General features: G+C 62.6%; 3 protein-coding genes. All 3 read left to right on the forward strand.

The window, feature by feature from the left end; translation table 11 throughout:
• Positions 1–7 precede the first annotated feature (7 nt).
• Genes MYS68_RS36270 through MYS68_RS36280 form a run of 3 tightly spaced genes read left to right on the forward strand, consistent with a single transcriptional unit; the run spans position 8 to position 16,738 of the window.
• Positions 8–10,660 carry a non-ribosomal peptide synthetase/type I polyketide synthase gene (locus MYS68_RS36270; RefSeq protein ID WP_248930390.1) on the forward strand — a complete coding sequence of 3,551 codons (10,653 nt, stop codon included), beginning with the start codon at positions 8–10 and terminating at the stop codon, positions 10,658–10,660.
• Positions 10,661–10,676: 16 nt separating this feature from the next.
• Positions 10,677–11,933: an ACP S-malonyltransferase gene (gene fabD / locus MYS68_RS36275; RefSeq protein WP_248930391.1), complete on the forward strand. Its 1,257-nt coding sequence runs from the start codon at positions 10,677–10,679 to the stop codon at positions 11,931–11,933.
• The gene (locus MYS68_RS36280; protein WP_248930392.1) at positions 11,933–16,738 is read left to right on the forward strand and encodes a beta-ketoacyl synthase N-terminal-like domain-containing protein; all 4,806 of its coding nucleotides are present in this window, start codon (positions 11,933–11,935) and stop codon (positions 16,736–16,738) included. The genes fabD and MYS68_RS36280 overlap by 1 nt, the downstream gene beginning before the upstream one ends.
• Positions 16,739–16,803 lie beyond the last annotated feature (65 nt).

A 16,803-nucleotide genomic window follows, 5' to 3' on the forward strand; every position in this document is an offset into this window, starting at 1 on the left:
GGCTCCTATGAACAAATATACGACATTGACCGAAGCCCTTCGGGACAATGCCCGGAGAACGTGCGGGATCCATTTTCTGAACAGCTCTCAGGAGCGGGATTTCCTTTCCTACTCCGAGCTGCTGGCGGAGGCCAGTCGCTGTCTCGCCGCTTATCAGGCGGCCGGTGTAAGGGCCGGGGACGAGCTGGTGCTTCAATTCGAATCGTCGCGCGCCTTCGCGATCGGTTATTGGGCATGCCTGCTCGGAGGCATCATCCCGATTCCGCTTTCCGTCGGCGACAACCATGACGATGCGCTAAAGGTGTTTGCCGTATGGCAGGTGCTGGAGCACCCGTGGATGGCTGCGGATACGGAGAAGCTGCAAGGCAAGTTGGAATCTTACGCCGTCTCTCCGGAGCAAAGGATGGCCTTCTCGGAGATGTCTTCCCGCCTGATTTATCCGGACCGCATCGATACGGGCGGCCGCGAATGCGTCTATCCCGAAATCGGTCCGCAAACGATCGCTTTTATTCAATTCTCATCCGGTTCGACCGGATTTCCCAAAGGCGTCGTGCTTACTCACGAGAATTTGCTCAGCAACATTTACGATACGATTCATTACCTGGACGTGGATGAAACGGACTCTTTCCTAAGCTGGAAGCCGATCACCCACGATTTCGGCATGATCGCGTTCCACCTGCTGCCTGTCGTTGCCGGCGTCGATCAATACCGCATTCCGACGAACACCTTCGTCTGGAATCCGGTCATTTGGATGTCGGCGGTGAATAAATACCGGCCTACCGTGCTCGGATCTCCAAACTTCGGCTACCGTCATTTCCTGAAGCGGTTCAAAAGGGAAACGGCGCAGTCCGAAGGGTGGGATCTCAGCTGCGTCAAGGTGATTATGAACGGGGCGGAGCCGATCTCGGCTGCGCTTTGCGACGAGTTTACGCGCACGCTCGGCGAGTGGGGGCTGCGCGAGTCGGCGATCAGCCCGGGCTTTGGGCTTGCCGAAGGGACGCTTATCGTGACGTTGTGTCCCGCTGCGGAAAACGAAATCATCACCCATACCTTGGATCGAACGCAGATTGCGGCAGGACGAGCGGTCCTTTTTGTCCGGCCCGATTCGGCGAACGCGGTCGACTTTGTCGACTGCGGATTTCCGTTTGCCCATACGGAGGTACGGATTACGGACGGCAGCGGCAATGCGCTGGGAGAGGATGTCGTAGGCCATATCGAAATCAGAGGCAGCAGCGTTACGGCAGGGTACTATCGCAATGAGGAGACGACACGCTCGCTGATTTCGCCGGGCGGGTGGCTGGATACGCAGGATCTCGGTTTTATGCATAACGGAAGGCTGACGATCGTAGGCCGGGTCAAAGAGATGATTATCATCGGCGGCATCAACTATTTCCCGCACGATATCGAAAAGGCGATTTTGCGCAGCGTCGGGGAAGATAAGCTGAACCAGTACGTCGCCTGCGGCGTCTACAATCCGGAAACGGGCACTGAGGATCTTGTGATTTTCGTTTATTTCAAAAAGCAGGCGGACGAATTCGTGCCGATAATCGAACATGTACGCCGGCTTGTGCTTGACGCGATGGGACTGAACGTCGTTCATGTGCTACCGGTCAAACACGTGCCGAAGACGACCAGCGGCAAAATCCAGCGGTTCAAGCTGGTGCAGGAACTGAGGGACGGCAAGTTTGACGAGCTGATCCGGCGCTTCGAGGCGGCCGAACGGCAGGCGCAGAATGCGGAAGAGGCGGCGGGGGAAGGCACGGCTATTGTGGGGGATGCGGAAGCTGCGAAAGCGCCGCAAGATGCGACAGCCGTAAAACTCGCGGATTCGGAAAAAGCGGAGGCGGTTGCCGGAGCCGTCGGAGAGAAGCAGGCGGAAGAAGCTGCGGCAATCGCCGGAGATATCGGAGCAGCCAAGGCAAACGCCGCAGCTGCGGAAGCAGCCGGAGTTGCAGAGGCGGCTGCAGCTGCGGGAGGATTTGCCGACGCCGCTCAAGCGCCCGGAACTTTCACAGCGTCCGTTCAGGCACAACCGGCTGAGACGCTCATGGCGCCGGTGCGCGAAGAGGTGGAGCGTCTGCTCGGACGGAGCGGGATCGATGCGGATGCCGGTTTCTTCGACATCGGGCTTAGCTCGGCCAAGCTTTTACTGCTGCAGGAACGGCTCGAGAAGCGGCTGGGGCTGGAGCTTTCGACCACGGCGGCGCTTGATTACCCGACCATCCGGTCGCTCGCGGAGCTGCTGGCTCGGACAGAGCGGGAGAGTTCGCAGGAAGCCGTCCGGCAGGCGCATGAATCGGAGACCTTGAAGCTTGACGACAGCGGCGTTATCGCCGTGGTCGGCATGGCCTGCCGCTTCCCGGGCGGGGCGGATTCGCCAGATGCGTTCTGGCGGCTGCTGTCCGAAGGAATCGACCCGGTGCGGGACGTTCCGCCGAGCCGATGGGCCGGCGATCCCCGAGCCGGAGCCAGACTGACGACGCGGATGGGCGGATATTTGGACGATGTGGAGCAATTCGATCCGTTATTTTTTGAAATCTCCCCGACGGAAGCCGAGTCGCTGGATCCGCAGCAGCGCCTGCTGCTGGAGCTGACCTGGGAGGCGTTCGAGGACGCCGGCTGGGATCCGAAGTCGCTGTCCGGCAGCCGGACCGGCGTGTTCGTCGGCATTGCCGCCAGCGATTATGCGCAGGTCGGCCGGGATATGGGGCTGGAACCGGGACCGTATACGTTTATGGGCACGATGCTGAACAGCGCAGCGGGACGCATTTCCTATACGTTCGGGCTGAGGGGGCCTTGCATGGCGATCGATACGGCGTGCTCGTCGTCGCTCGTTGCGGTGCACCAAGGCGTGCTGCAGCTGCGCACCGGCGGCTGCGATATGGCGGTTGCCGCCGGCGTCAACCTGATTTTGCGGGCGGAGGCGCACGAGAGCTTCTCGAAGCTGCAGGCGCTTGCTCCATCGGGGCGCTGCCGCAGCTTTGACGAGTCGGCCGACGGCTATATCCGCAGCGAGGGCGGTGCCGTCGTTGTGCTTAAGCGTCTTGAAGACGCCCGGCGGGACGGCGATCGCATCTGGGGGCTCATCCGCGGAGCCGCCGTCAACCATAACGGGCGCAGCGGAGGACTGACCGTGCCGAGCGGTGCGGCCCAGCAGCAGGTGATCCGGCAGGCTTTGGCCGATGCCGGGCTGGAGCCGGATGACATCGACTACGTGGAAGCGCACGGGTCGGGCACGAAGCTGGGCGATCCGCAGGAGATGAATGCGCTCGGCGACGTATTTGCAGGCCGGACCCGCCCGCTGCATGTAGGCAGCGTCAAATCGAATATCGGCCATCTGGAGACGGCTGCCGGCATGGCGAGCCTGCTCAAAGTGCTGCTGTCCATGCGCCACGGCACGATTCCGGGAAATTTGCATTTCCGCAAAGGCAACCCGCTGATCGCTTGGGATAAGCTGCGTCTCGAGGTCAGCGAACAGCCGAAAGCGTGGGGGCTGCGCGGGGGAACGCGCAGAGCCGGGATCAGCTCGTTTGGGATTAGCGGTACTAACGCTCATATTGTCGTGGAAGGGGCTCCCGCCGAAACCGTTTCGGCGAAGGACGAGGCGCCGTCCAGGGATTTTCACTTATTTACGCTGTCGGCCCGCACCGAAGCCTCGCTGCGCGAGTATGTCCGCAGGATGGCCGAATGGAGCGGCAGTGCGACCGCTGAAGTCGCCGAGCTGTGCGGGACGCTGAATGCGGCAAGGGCGCCGCTTCCCCGCCGACTGGCGATAGCCGTGGACAGCATGGAGACGCTGGCGAAGCGGCTGGCGAATCTCGCCGATTCGCCGCAGCCTGTCGGTGCCGACGCTGCCGAGGGCCGTGGTCCTGTCGTTTTTCTGTTCACGGGCCAAGGCTCGCAATACCGCAACATGGCGCGCGCGCTGTACGAGCAGGCCCCGGCGTTCCGGGCCAAGCTGGACGAATTGGACGAACGGTTCCGCCCGCACATCGGGTTATCGCTCACACAGCTTGCATACGGTGCGGTGGAGGAAAATCTGACGCGTCCGCTTTACGCGCAGCCGCTCATTTTTTCCATTGAGATGGCGCTCGCGCATTATTGGGAAACACTCGGCGTGACGCCGGACATCGTCATCGGCCACAGCATCGGCGAATACGCCGCCGCCTGCCTGGCCGGCATCATGGAGCTCGGCGACGCCGTCGCCATGGTGGCGGCCCGCGCCGAAGTGATGGACCGCACCCCTGCGGAAGGGCGCATGATCGGCATTTTGGAAAGCGAGGCGAAAGTTCGCGAGCTGATCGGGGATTTTGACGACGTATCGATAGCTGCCGTCAATGCGCCGGAGAACGTGACCGTATCTGGAGGCAGGACCAGCGTCGACGAGATTGTTCGAAGAGCGCGCAAAGCGCGTATCTTCATTGAGGAGCTTGCGGTATCCCATCCTTTTCATTCCGTGTTGATGAGGGAAGGGGCGGAGAAGCTGAAGGAGCGGATTGCAGGTGTTGTCTTCAGGTCCGCATCGCGCCGCATGATTTCTACGGTTACGGGTTCGTTCGTGCCCGAAGGGACTGATCTCGATGCCGGCTATTGGGCCGACCATCTGGTCCTGCCGGTCCGCTTCGCCGATGCGCTGCAAACGGCCGTTCAAGCGGGGGCCCGCCTCTTTCTCGAGATCGGCGGCACGGCAACCTTGTGTGGTCTGGCTGCGCAAAACATCGCCGAGGACGGCATGCTGTTCCTGCCGAGCTTGCGGGAAAACGTGCCGGTCTGGAGGCAGATGCTGGGCAGCTTGGGCCAATTGTGGCAGACCGGCTGTCCGGTGAACCGGAAGGCGCTGCATGAGGGCGGTGCGGTAAGGCTTGCGGATTTGCCGCATACGCCTTACGACCGCAGGCGGGTTTGGTTCACACCGCCGGAAAAGGAGCGGGTGCTGCCGGTCGCCGGCGCAGCACCGGCAAAGGAATCCTCCGCCGGGAAGCTGGCTCTGGCGGAAGTATCCGCAGCCGTCGAGACGGCTGCGCAGGAGGCGCCTGTTCGCGATGTCGCGGATGCGCTGCGCAAAATGATCGAGCAGGTGACCGGCGTCGCTGCCGAGGATATTGCCGATACGCTCAATCTGTTCTCGCTCGGTCTCGATTCGCTGATGCTCGTGCAGCTCGGTAAAGCGGTTCTGAACCAATTCGGTGTCGATATTCCGATCAAAATTTTCTTCTCCGATTTGCACACCGTGGAGAAGCTGGCGGCCTATATTGCGGAAAACGGAACGTTCGTCCGCAGCGCTCCTTCTGTAGAGGCAGCGCAACCTGCGGCCATCTCCGGCTCCTCCGCGCCCGCGGTCCGTCCTTCACAGGCGGCTGCAGCTTCGGCGATTCCTGCCGGGGTAACGGAAGCCGCACCGGCCGGCATACAGGGGATCGTGAATCGCCAGCTCGCCATTATGGAAGAGCAGCTGCGGCTCCTCGGCTCGGCGACGGCAGAGAACAAAGCCGAGTCCCTGTTCCGTCCGGCGCCTGTGCGTCGAGATAAACCTGCGCCGGCTGCATTTCGCGCCGCACAAACGGCCGATACCGGAGAGGAAGAGGGTTTGAGCGAGCGCCAGAAGCGGTTTATCGCCGATTTTATCGCCAGGTGGACGGCCCGCACGAAGGGCTCGAAGGAATATTCCGCGCAGCATAAGGAAGGGCTGGCCGATTGGATCGTGACGCTGAATTTCAGCCGCAGCATCAAGGAAATGGTATATCCTCTCGTTTCGGCCCGCTCGGAAGGAGCTCGCTTCTGGGATGTGGACGGCAACGAATATGTAGATACCGCGATGGGCTACGGCGTCGCCTTCTTCGGCCACAAGCCCGGCTTTGTCACCGAGGCGGTGCGGGAGCAGCTGGACAAAGGCTTCGAGCTCGGCCCGCAGTCGAATTTGGTCGGCGAAGTGACGGAGCTGATCCGCACGATTACCGGGGTGGAGCGGGTCGCCTTTTGCAACACGGGGACCGAGGCCGTCATGGTCGCGCTCCGTCTGGCCCGCGCGGTCAGCGGACGCGATAAAATCGTCCGGTTCATCACCTCCTTCCACGGCAGCTTTGACGGAGTGCTCGCCGACAGGGAAGGCGACGAAAGCAAGCCGATGTCGATCGGCATTCCGCAGTCGATGGTCGACGATACGGTCGTGCTTCGTTACGGCAGCCGGGAGTCGCTGGAGCACATCAAGAGCCTCGGACCGGAGCTGGCGGCGGTGCTCGTGGAGCCGGTGCAGAGCCGCAATCCGGGCCTGCAGCCCGGGGAATATTTGCGGGAGCTGAGGGCGTTATGCTCGCAGCTCGGTATTGCGCTCATTTTCGACGAGATGGTGACGGGCTTCCGGATTCACCCGGGCGGCGCGCAGGCGTACTTCGGGGTCAAAGCCGACATCGTCACGTACGGAAAGCTGATCGGAGGAGGCATGCCGATCGGCGTTGTGGCCGGCGACGCCCGTTATCTCGACGCCGTCGACGGCGGCAGTTGGTCCTACGGGGACGACTCGCTGCCTTCCGTGCCGACGACGTTTTTTGCCGGCACGTTTTGCAAGCATCCGCTCACGATGGCGGCGATGCGGGCGGTGCTGACTCGGATTCGCGACGAAGGGCCATTTTGGATCGATGGGGTGAACGCGCGGACCGAGCGGTTCGTCGAGCGGGCCAACGCGTATTTTGCCGAAGCGGAAGTGCCGCTGAAGACGCTGCGGTTCGGCTCGATGTACCGCTTCGAAACGACCGTGGCGAGCGATATGGCGATGCTGCCGATGGAGCTGAATTTATTTTTCCGCCTGATGATGGAAGCGGGGGTTTACGTATGGGAGCGCCGCACCTGCTTCTTCTCGACCGCGCATTCGGACGAGGATGCGGAGAAAATACTCGCTGCGCTGCGCTACGGCGTTGAGACGCTGCGGGCCGGAGGTTTCTCTTTCCGTGCCGCCGGCTCCCCGACTCCCCCCGACCGGCCTGAGCCGTGTTCCTTCGGCTTATCGTCGGAGGAGAAACGCGTGTACATTTTGTCGAGCCTGAAGGGCGGCAGCGAAGCGTACCAGGTGCGCGGCGTATTGAACCTGAGCGGCCGGCCCGACCTGGAGAAGCTGAAGCGGGCGTTCCGCACGCTGGCGGCCAAACACGAGATGCTGAGAAGCTCGTTTCACATCGAAGGTTCGGAAGTGGTGCACCGGATCGCGGACCGCATCGAACCCGAGTTTGTGTATGCCGATATGCGAAGCGGGGACAGCGCGGAGGAGTTCGAAGCGAAGTGGCAGCGGCCCTTCGATTTGGCCCAGGCTCCGCTTTGGCGCTGGGGAGTTTTGGCGGACGGGGAAGGGAACTGCCGGCTGACCCTAAACTTCCATCACATCATCGTCGACGGAAGCGCCGTGAATATATTATTGAAGGATTTGGCGGATGCCGTTCGCGGCGTTCCCCTTGCAGAAACGACGCTGACTTATCGTGCGTTCGTCGAGGAGGAAAAACGGTTCCTGGCCGGGCCCGAGGCGGAGGCACAGAGAGCATGGTGGCTGAACCTGCTTCGCCCGCTGCCTGCTTCACTGCAGCTTCCCGCCGACGCGCCGAGGCCGCCGATCAACGAGTTTGCGGGGGCGAGCCGGTTTTTCACCATCGGCAAGGAGATCGTTCAGCGGGTCAAGCGGCTGGCCAAGGAATGCCGGACCACCCCCTTCACCGTGCTGCTGGCGGCTTGGTCTGTGCTGCTGTCGCGGATATCGGGGCAAAGCGACCTCGTCGTCGGCATCCCTTGGGATCGGCGCAATAACGGGAATTACGAGCGCACGGTTGGGATGTTCGCACAAACGCTGCCTTTGCGTTTGCATCCCGAGCCGTCGGAACCGTTTGCCGCCTATTTGGAAACGGTGAAAGAAATCTGCTTGGGAGCGTACGGCCATGCGGATTACCCGCTGGACGCGCTGCTGCGGGACCTTGAGGTACAGCGGGATTTGGGACGGAATCCGCTGTTCGACGTGATGTTTATTTACGAAAACGGCGAGCAGCGTGCGTTCGAGCTCGATGGGGTCCATGCCGAGCCGGGCGAGCTGCCCGCCGGCCATGCCCAGTTCGACCTGACGCTCGAAATGATCGAACGGGACGGCATTTTGTATTGCAGCCTGAATTATGCCGTGCCTTTGTTTGCCCAGGCGCGAATGGACGATTGGATTCAGCGGTTCAAAGATTTGCTTGAGGATGCGGTGGATCATCCGCAGCAAATTGTCGGCGAGCTAAAGTTATTGCGGGACGATGAGGAGCGCAGCCTGCTCGCTCTTGGCTCGGGACCGGCGCTGAACGTGGAAGGGCTGACGGCGAAATCGCTGCTGGACGGTGCATTCCGTTCGCATGCCGGAAGCCCGGCCGTATGGTTCCGGGGCGCCGAGCTCAGCTTCGCCGAGCTGGATGCCCGCGCGCAGGCGCTGGCGGGCAGGCTTGCCGCCGAAGGAATCGGTCGCGGACACGTCGTCGGCATTTTGCTGCCGCGTACGCCGGACCTTGTAGCCGCCATACTGGCGGCGATGAAGGTCGGCGCCGCGTGGCTGCCGCTCGACCCCGCTTTTCCGCAGGAGCGCCTCCGCTACATGATCGAAAAAAGCGAAGCCAAGCTGCTCTTATGCGATAGCGAAACCCGGGAGCGGCTTCAGCCGGGGATCAAGGCCGTCGATCCGGCCGATGTGGCCGCAGGTGCTGCGGAACTGGAGGTGCCGTGCCGTCCGGACGATTTGGCCTACGTCATTTTCACGTCAGGCTCGACCGGACTGCCAAAAGGGGTGCAAATCGAACAGGGCGCTTTGGCGAACTTCCTCGCCGGCATGGCGCAGGCGCTCGATTGGCGGCCGGGAAGCCGCACAGCCTGCATGTCGACGGCATCGTTCGACATTTTTCTGCTGGAAACGCTGCTTTGTTTGTCGCAAGGGGGCTGCATCGTGCTGGCCGGCGACGGCGAGACGGCAAATCCCGGCGCGATCGCGCAGCTTCTGAGCGAAGGACGGGTGGACTGCCTGCAGATGACGCCGACGCGCTTGCAGCTGCTATTGAGCGACCGGAGCGCTGCGGAGGCGCTCGGACAGGCGAGAACGCTGATCGTCGGGGGAGAGCCGTTCCCTGCGCATCTGCTTCCCGAGCTGCAAAAGGTTCCGTCGCTGCGGATTTTCAACGTTTACGGTCCGACCGAAACGTGCATTTGGTCGACCTGCAAGGAGCTGACGCGGTCCGATGAGGTAACGATCGGATTGCCTATCGCAAACACGCAGGCGTATGTGCTGGGGGTGGGCCGCCGCTTGCTGCCTCCCGGTACGGAGGGGGATCTGTGGATCGGCGGGGCCGGAGTGGCCCGCGGTTATGCCGGAGCTCCCGAGCTTACGGCCGAGCGTTTCGTGCGGGATCCGTGGACCGGCGGACGGATGTATGCGACCGGAGACCGCGCCGTTTGGCACGGAGCTGAGCTGAAATGCCTCGGGCGCGAAGACGATCAGGTGAAGGTGCGCGGTTACCGGATCGAGCTGGGCGAAATCGAGCAGGCGGTGCGCTCGCATCCGGCCGTTTCCCAGGCCGCTGCGGCGGTCAAGGAGCTGAGCCCCGGCAATTCCGTGCTGGCGGCTTACTATCAGCCGCATGACGGCGGGAAGGTCTCGGCGGACGAAATGAAGGTCTGGCTCGCAAAGCGGCTGCCGGATTATATGAATCCCGCGTTTCTGGTCGAACTTGCGGCCATTCCGCAAACCGCGAACGGCAAAACGGACCGCAAGGCGCTTCCACATCCGGTGCCGGTCACGACTGCGGTTTCCCCGGAGGAGACAGACGGGGTCCGTCACGATGTGGACCGGATGCTGATCCGCGCGTGGCAAGCCGTGCTCGGCGACCGTCCGATCGGGCTGCACGACAGCTTTTTCGATATCGGCGGAAACTCGTTCAGCCTTGTGCTGATGCATGCCGAGCTGGAGAAAACGTTCCCCGGCGTCTTTACCGTAGCCGATCTGTTCGCTTATCCGACGATCGTACAGCTGCGGCAGCATGTCGAATCGTCCGTATCGGGTTCCGCATCCGAGGAGAGCCTTCTCCCTTTACCGGCGGCATGGGCAGCCGGATCCGGAGGGGATGCTGGCAGCGTACAGCTTTCCGCATCGCCGGAGCTTGCCGAAAAGCTGAGGAAGCTTGGCATCGCGTATGGCCTGGAGCTGTCCGAAATCGTTATCGCGATTTTCGCTTTATATTTGAATAAAACGTTAAACCAAGACGAAATCCCGCTTTGGATGGTCGGCGATGCCGAGCGGGTCGCTCGTCTGCGTCTGAATATGGCGGGGCGGACCGATCTGGATGAAATATTGCGGGACGTGGCCGCTTCCGTTCCTCCCTTGAGCGAATACCGGCCGCTCCGCAGCTTGAAGCCGTTCGCGGCTTCGGATGCGGGCATGCGGGTCGGATTCGCCTCCGGCCGAGGCTTCGATGCAAGACGCTTCCTGCTGCGGCTGGATCTGATTTTGCATGTGCAGGAAGAAAATGAACGGCTGCAGATTGCCTTCGAATACGGCCGCCGTCTCGATAAAGGCGCTCTTGAATCCGGGCTCGGCCGGTTTGCGGGGCTGCTCGGCGCCGTCGCGGACAAAATCGACAGCAGCCGCCTAATGGCAACAACCAATTGAGAGGAGTCTACTTGGTATGGGTAAAATCGCAGTTCTGTTTCCGGGGCAAGCCTCCCAGTATGTCGGGATGGGCAAAACATGGTACGAACGCCACGAATCGGTTCGGGAGCGCTTCTCCGAAGCTTCGGAGATACTTGGATTCGATCTCGCCGAGCTGATGTTCAGCGGCCCTGCGGCCCGGCTGAACCAAACGGAAAATACGCAGCCGGCTTTGCTTGTGCTCAGCGTGGCCATGTTCGAAGCGATCCGCCGCGAGGATGGCATCCGCCCCTCCTATCTGGCCGGCCACAGCATCGGCGAGTTGTCCGCCTTGACGGCGGCCGGCGTCATCGGGTTTGCCGATGCCGTCCGGCTGGCGCGTATCCGGGGCGAAGCGATGGCAGCCTGCTCGGAAGGCAGCGGGGGCGGCATGATGGCCGTAACGGGCATCACCGGCGCCGAAGTTGCCGCCGTGCTGATGGGCATCGATCCGGACGGCGTCTCCGTGCAGGTCGCCAACTATAACTCGCCGAAGCAAACGGTTTTATCCGGCAGCGCGGAAGGGCTGAAGCTTGCCGGCGAACGCATTGCGAAGCTCGGGGCGGATGCCAAGGTGATCCCGCTCAACGTCAGCGGGCCGTTCCACAGCCGCTTCATGGCCGGCGCCGCCGAAGCTTTGGAGAAGGCGCTGCAGCCTGTGCAGCTTGGCGCCATGGCCGTTCCCGTCGTCTCCTGCCTGAACGGGCAGCCGTACGTGCCGGACGACGATATCAAAGCGTCGCTTGTCGCCCAGGTGACGCAGCCCGTGCGCTGGACGTCCGTTTTGTCCACTTTGATGGAAGCGGGAGTAGAACAGTGGCTCGAGGTCGGTCCGAAGGACGTGCTGAAGAAGCTGACGCTGCATACGTTCCCCGGCGCGAACGCGTACGCGTACGACGACGAAGCGGACCGCGAGCGCCAGGCGCAAAGCAAGCTGAACCGGCCGAACCTGGTCGGGCTCTGCATGGGGGCGGCGGTATGCACACGCAACTCGAACTTCGACGAGGCGGCCTACGAGCGTGGGGTCATCAAGCCGTATCAGGAGCTTCAGGCGCTGTACGAATCGGCGGAGAAGGAAGGCCGCGTGCCGACTCAGGAAGAGATGGGCAGGGCGCTGAGCCTGCTTCGCGTTATTTTCGAAACGAAAGGAACTCCGGCGGAGGAGCGGGTGCAGAGGTTTAAGCATATTCTCGCGGCGACGGATACGGAAGAGCTGTTTCCCGAATATGCAGATTTGATTCTGGAGGGAGCGTAATGGGCACCTCCATATTAAGGCTGGATGAACTGGACTTCGGCGGGCTGACGGCAAGGGGCGAATCGGGACGGGGAGCCCGCGCGGAGGAGGCGCCACGCGCCTCCCGGGCTGTAGCCATCATCGGCATGAGCGGCAAAATCGGCGCAGCGGACGATCTCGAAGCATTTTGGGAGCTGCTGGAAAGCGGACGGGAAGGATTGCGGCCGCTTCCGGAGGAGAGGCGCAAGGATGTCGACGCTTATTTGGCCGCCAGAGGCGTGAAGCTCCCGATCTCCGAAAGCCGGTATGTGAAGGAATCGTTTCTGACCGATATCGCCGGCTTCGACCCCGCTTTCTTCGGCATTTCCCGGCAGGAGGCAAACCTGATGGACCCGAATCAGCGCATATTCCTCGAGACCGCCTGGAAGGCGCTCGAAGATGCAGGATACGGCGGCCAGGACGTTCGCGGCTCCGATACGGGCATATTCGTCGGCTTCTCGTCAGATTTCGGCGAGGGCTACAGGCAGATGCTTTCCGTGCTGGCGCCGGATGCGCCGGAGATTTCCGTAGCGGGCAACATCAAATCGATTATCGCGAGCCGGCTCGCCTATCATCTGAACCTGCGCGGACCGGCCATGCTCATCGACACCGCCTGCTCGTCCGGTCTGATGGCGATGTATTTGGCGTGCCGTTCGATCCAAAGCGGCGATTGCTCGATGGCGCTCGCCGGCGCCGTCAAATGCGATCTTCTCCCGCTGCTGGCGGACGATTCGGAGGACGGAGTCGGCATTAAGGACATTCAGGATACATATGCCCCGGACGGCCATACCCGCACATTCGATGACGCCTGCGCAGGGACCGCCGGGGCCGAAGGCAGCATCGCCTTCGTGCTGAAATCGCTGGACGCCGCTTTGCGCGACGGGGATGCGATCCGTGCGGTCATCCTCGGGGGAGCGGCTAACCAGGACGGAGCGTCCAACGGCATCACTGCCCCGAATTCGGAAGCGCAGGAGGACCTGATCGTCCGCGCATTGTCGGATGCGGGAGTTTCGGCGGAGAGCATCAGCTACATCGAAGCTCACGGCACGGCCACCCGGCTCGGCGATCCAATCGAAATCAGCGGCCTGCAAAGGGCGTTCAGCCATTTTACGAGGAAAAAGCAGTTTTGCGCCGTCGGTTCCTTAAAAACGAACATCGGACATCTGGACAACGCAGCGGGCCTCGGCGGGGTCGCCAAGGTCGTCTTGTCGATGCAGCGCGGCATGCTGCCGGCCAGCCTGAACTTCGCCGTACCGAACCGCAACATTCCGTTCGTTCAGTCTCCGCTTTACGTGAACGACCGGACCGTACCGTGGGCCGGAGGTGCGGACGGCAAGCTGCGCGCCGGCATTAACAGCTTCGGGTTGAGCGGCACGAACTGCCATCTTGTGCTGGAATCGGCACCGCCTTCGCGTGTGCGGCCCGAGCAGAGCGGGCCGTTCCTGCTGCCGCTCAGCGCGCAAAATATGCAGACGCTGCAGCAGTTGGCCGGAACATATAAGGAGCGGCTGGCGGACCCCGGGGTGGACCTGGCCGACGCCGTGTTTACTGCAGCGCGGGGACGTCTGCATCACCAGGCGCGCCTCGCGGTGCTGTTCGAAACGCGCAAGCAGCTTTGCGCGGCATTGGAGCGTTTCGCCGAGGCGGGAGTCGCCGCTTCGCCCGATCCGTTATTGCGCTGTGGCGAGCATCGGGTCGTCGCGCAGGAAACCGGCATCCGCAGGCCGGGCGACATCACGGAAGCGGACTGCGAGCGGCTGAGCGCCGAAGCGCGGGCGATGATGGAGGGCCGGCGCGAACGGCTGTCCGCCGAGGTGCTGGCCCGCTGGGCCGAGCTGTACATCGCCGGCGCCGAGCTGCCGTGGGATTATTTGACCTGGCGGATGGAGGTAAGGCGGGTGCCGCTGCCGACGTATCCGTTCCGCCGCATTCGCTGCTGGGCGGATCAGGGGGAGGGTGCAAGGCGGAAGCCGCAAGAGCGCTCCCATCCACTGTTCGATGCGGCGGCCGTCGCCACTTTCGGCCACACGCTGTTTAGAAGCGAACTTAAGGCCGATGAGCATTGGGAGCTGGCCGACCACAAAATTCAGGGCATTTGTGTGCTGCCCGGCACCGGTTTCGTCGAGATCATGACGAGCTGCGTGCGGGATTATTTCCGGCACGAGGGAGATATCGTTTTGACGGACATCATGTTCATCCATCCTTTCTCCATGGAGAAGGGGGCATCCAAGGAGCTCCATTTGCTCGTCGAGGACGAGGATGAGGATGAGAATGGGCAGGCGGGCAGGCGCCGGCTTCGCTTCGCCAGCGTCTCCGAGGAAGGCGAGTGGGTCGTTCACGCTGAAGCCTCTTGGCGCGGCGATACACGAAGCGGCGGGACTGAAGACGGGACGAAGTCCTCGTCGCGGCTGGATGTGCAGGAGGTCAAGTCGCGGCTGTCCCGAGTCGTCCAAATGAGCTTGCACGACGACTTGTCGCGCGGGCTTGAGCTCGGCGACCGCTGGAACGGCTCGTTCGTCGGCGGCTGGATGGACGAGGCGCAGCAGGAGTTTTTGGTCGAGCTGGCTCTGCCGGAGCGTTACCGCTCCGAAGCGGGCGCGTATCGGCTGCATCCTGCGCTGATGGATACCGCCGTGAACGCAGTCAATCATTTGATGGGCGACGGAGAGCTGTACTTGCCGTTGTCCTACGGCGAGCTGACGGTCTATGAGCGGATGCCGGATCATATATGGGTTCAATTGCGCAAAACCGAAGGGGCGTACGGGGCTCCGATTCACCGTTTTGAAATCGGCATTTATGACGATGGCGGAAGCTCTGTTTTGAACGTTCGCAATTATTGCATCAAATCCGCTTCGAAGGCGGCGGACTTCATCGTCGGGACGGAATCCGGGACTCAGTACGGGTACGTACAGACGTTCAGAAGCTATTCTCTTCCGGATTCGAGTGAGCTTCCGCGGGGGGCTGTAGTGGTGGCCGGGAAGCGTTCCTCCGTACTGGAAGGGATCATCGGACGTTTGCAGGAGCAAGGACGGCGGGTGATCGAGGCGTTCCCGGAAAACGGAAACTGGGAGCAAGCTCTGGCTCACGCCGCTGACGTGGTGAACGCCGGGGAGTCGATCGCGCTCGCGGTATTCGAATGGAGCGGTTCCGGCTCCATGGAGGAAGATGCCGCTTCATGGGAAGCGGAAGCGAATGAAGCCCTTCAGGAAGGCTTCGCCTTCCTGAAGGCGTGGACCGCCGCGAGACTGAAGGCGCAGGCGGGCCTCGCAGCGCTGACCGGCTGCGGCTGGACCGTCGGCGAAGGCGACAGGAGCGTGCGGCCGGAGCAGGCCGCGCTGGGCGGACTGTGGCGCGTAGCCGCCTTGGAGTTCGAAGCCCAAGGCATGCGCTGCATCGACCGCGACGACGAAACGCCGGCGCAGGCGCTGCTGGCCGAGCTGGCCGCTTCCGGGCGGCCGGGATTCATCGCGTACCGCCAAGGCGCAGCCTACGAGCCGGCCGTCGAGCCAAGCCCGACACCGGCCACGGCTGCGTTTGTGGATGCCGCACGAGAAGCCGACGGGCTGGTCATCATCAGCGGAGGGACGGGGGATCTCGGCATCGAGGTTGCCGGGCTGCTCGCCCGCCGGGGCTTCCGGCGTCTGGCGCTGCTCGGTCATCGTCCGGTTCCCGCCCGCGAGCTGTGGGAGCAGATTGCCGAGCCATTCTCGCCCGCGGACGAGGAGCTGCGCGGCAAAGTCCGCCGCTGGCTCGAGCTGGAGCGCAGCGTGGATGAGCTCAAGGTCGTCTCGGTGCCGCTCGGGCAATACGATGAAGTCGCGGCGGCGCTGGCCGAACTGCGAGCCGCCTGCGGCCGTATAAGCGCAGTATTTCATCTGGCAGGCCGGGCAGGCGACGGATTTATTATTCAGAAAAACGAAGAAACGTTCCGCAGCGTATATGGACCAAAGGCGGACGGTGCCTGGCAGCTGCATCTGGCGACGCTGGAGGATCGGCCGGAGCTGTTCGTCGTGTTTTCCAGCATTTCCTCGCTGCTGCTGAATCCCGGGCAGTCCGATTATACGGCGGCCAACCTGTTCCTCGATGCGCTTGCCGAGCACCGGCGCCAAGCCGGACTGCCGGCGCTCAGCCTGCAGTGGCCGGCTTGGCGCGAAACGGGCATCGCCCGCCGCATGGGGGCGATCGACGAGGAAGAGGCGTTTGCGCCGGTAAATACGGCGGAAGCTTTGGACTTGCTGGACCGGGTGCTGGGCGCTAGCGGCGAGCTGCCGCCGGTGCTCATGCCCGGCCGGAAACGCCGGCAGGCCGCTCCCGCATTCCGCCAGGCGAAGCCGGCTGCCGCAGCGCAGTCGGCCGCCGGCGAAGTGAAGCTGCTCGGCATCGCAGTGCCTGACGAGCTCGATCTCGCGGTGGCGCAAATCTGGGCCCGCACCTTGGCGCTGGCGGAGCTGGAGGCGGACGATGAATTCGTCGGCCTGGGCGGCAACTCGCTGCTCACCTCGCAAATGCACCGCGAGTTCGAGAAAAGGTTCCCCGGTGTAATGGACATCGCCGATCTGTTCACTTATACGACGATCCGCCGGCAGGCGGAGCATGTGAGAGCGCAAAGCCGCAAAGAGCGGATGCCGACGAAGGAGCCGACCAACAAGGAACCGGCCAATGAGCAGGCGAAGGACAACCGGATCGACGAGGGCAATATCGACGAAGTATTGGAGCTTTTGTTCCGCGGGGACATTACGGTCGAGGAATCGTCCAGCCGCCTTACGAATCCCCCGAAAGCGACGTAAACCAACCCGGTCCCCCAAAAGTGAAGCAACCCTTCGCAGCAAATTCCGGGTACTTTTGGGGGAGC

The sequence above is a fragment of the Paenibacillus hamazuiensis genome, assembly GCF_023276405.1.
Classification (GTDB): Bacteria; Bacillota; Bacilli; order Paenibacillales; family NBRC-103111; genus Paenibacillus_AF; species Paenibacillus_AF hamazuiensis.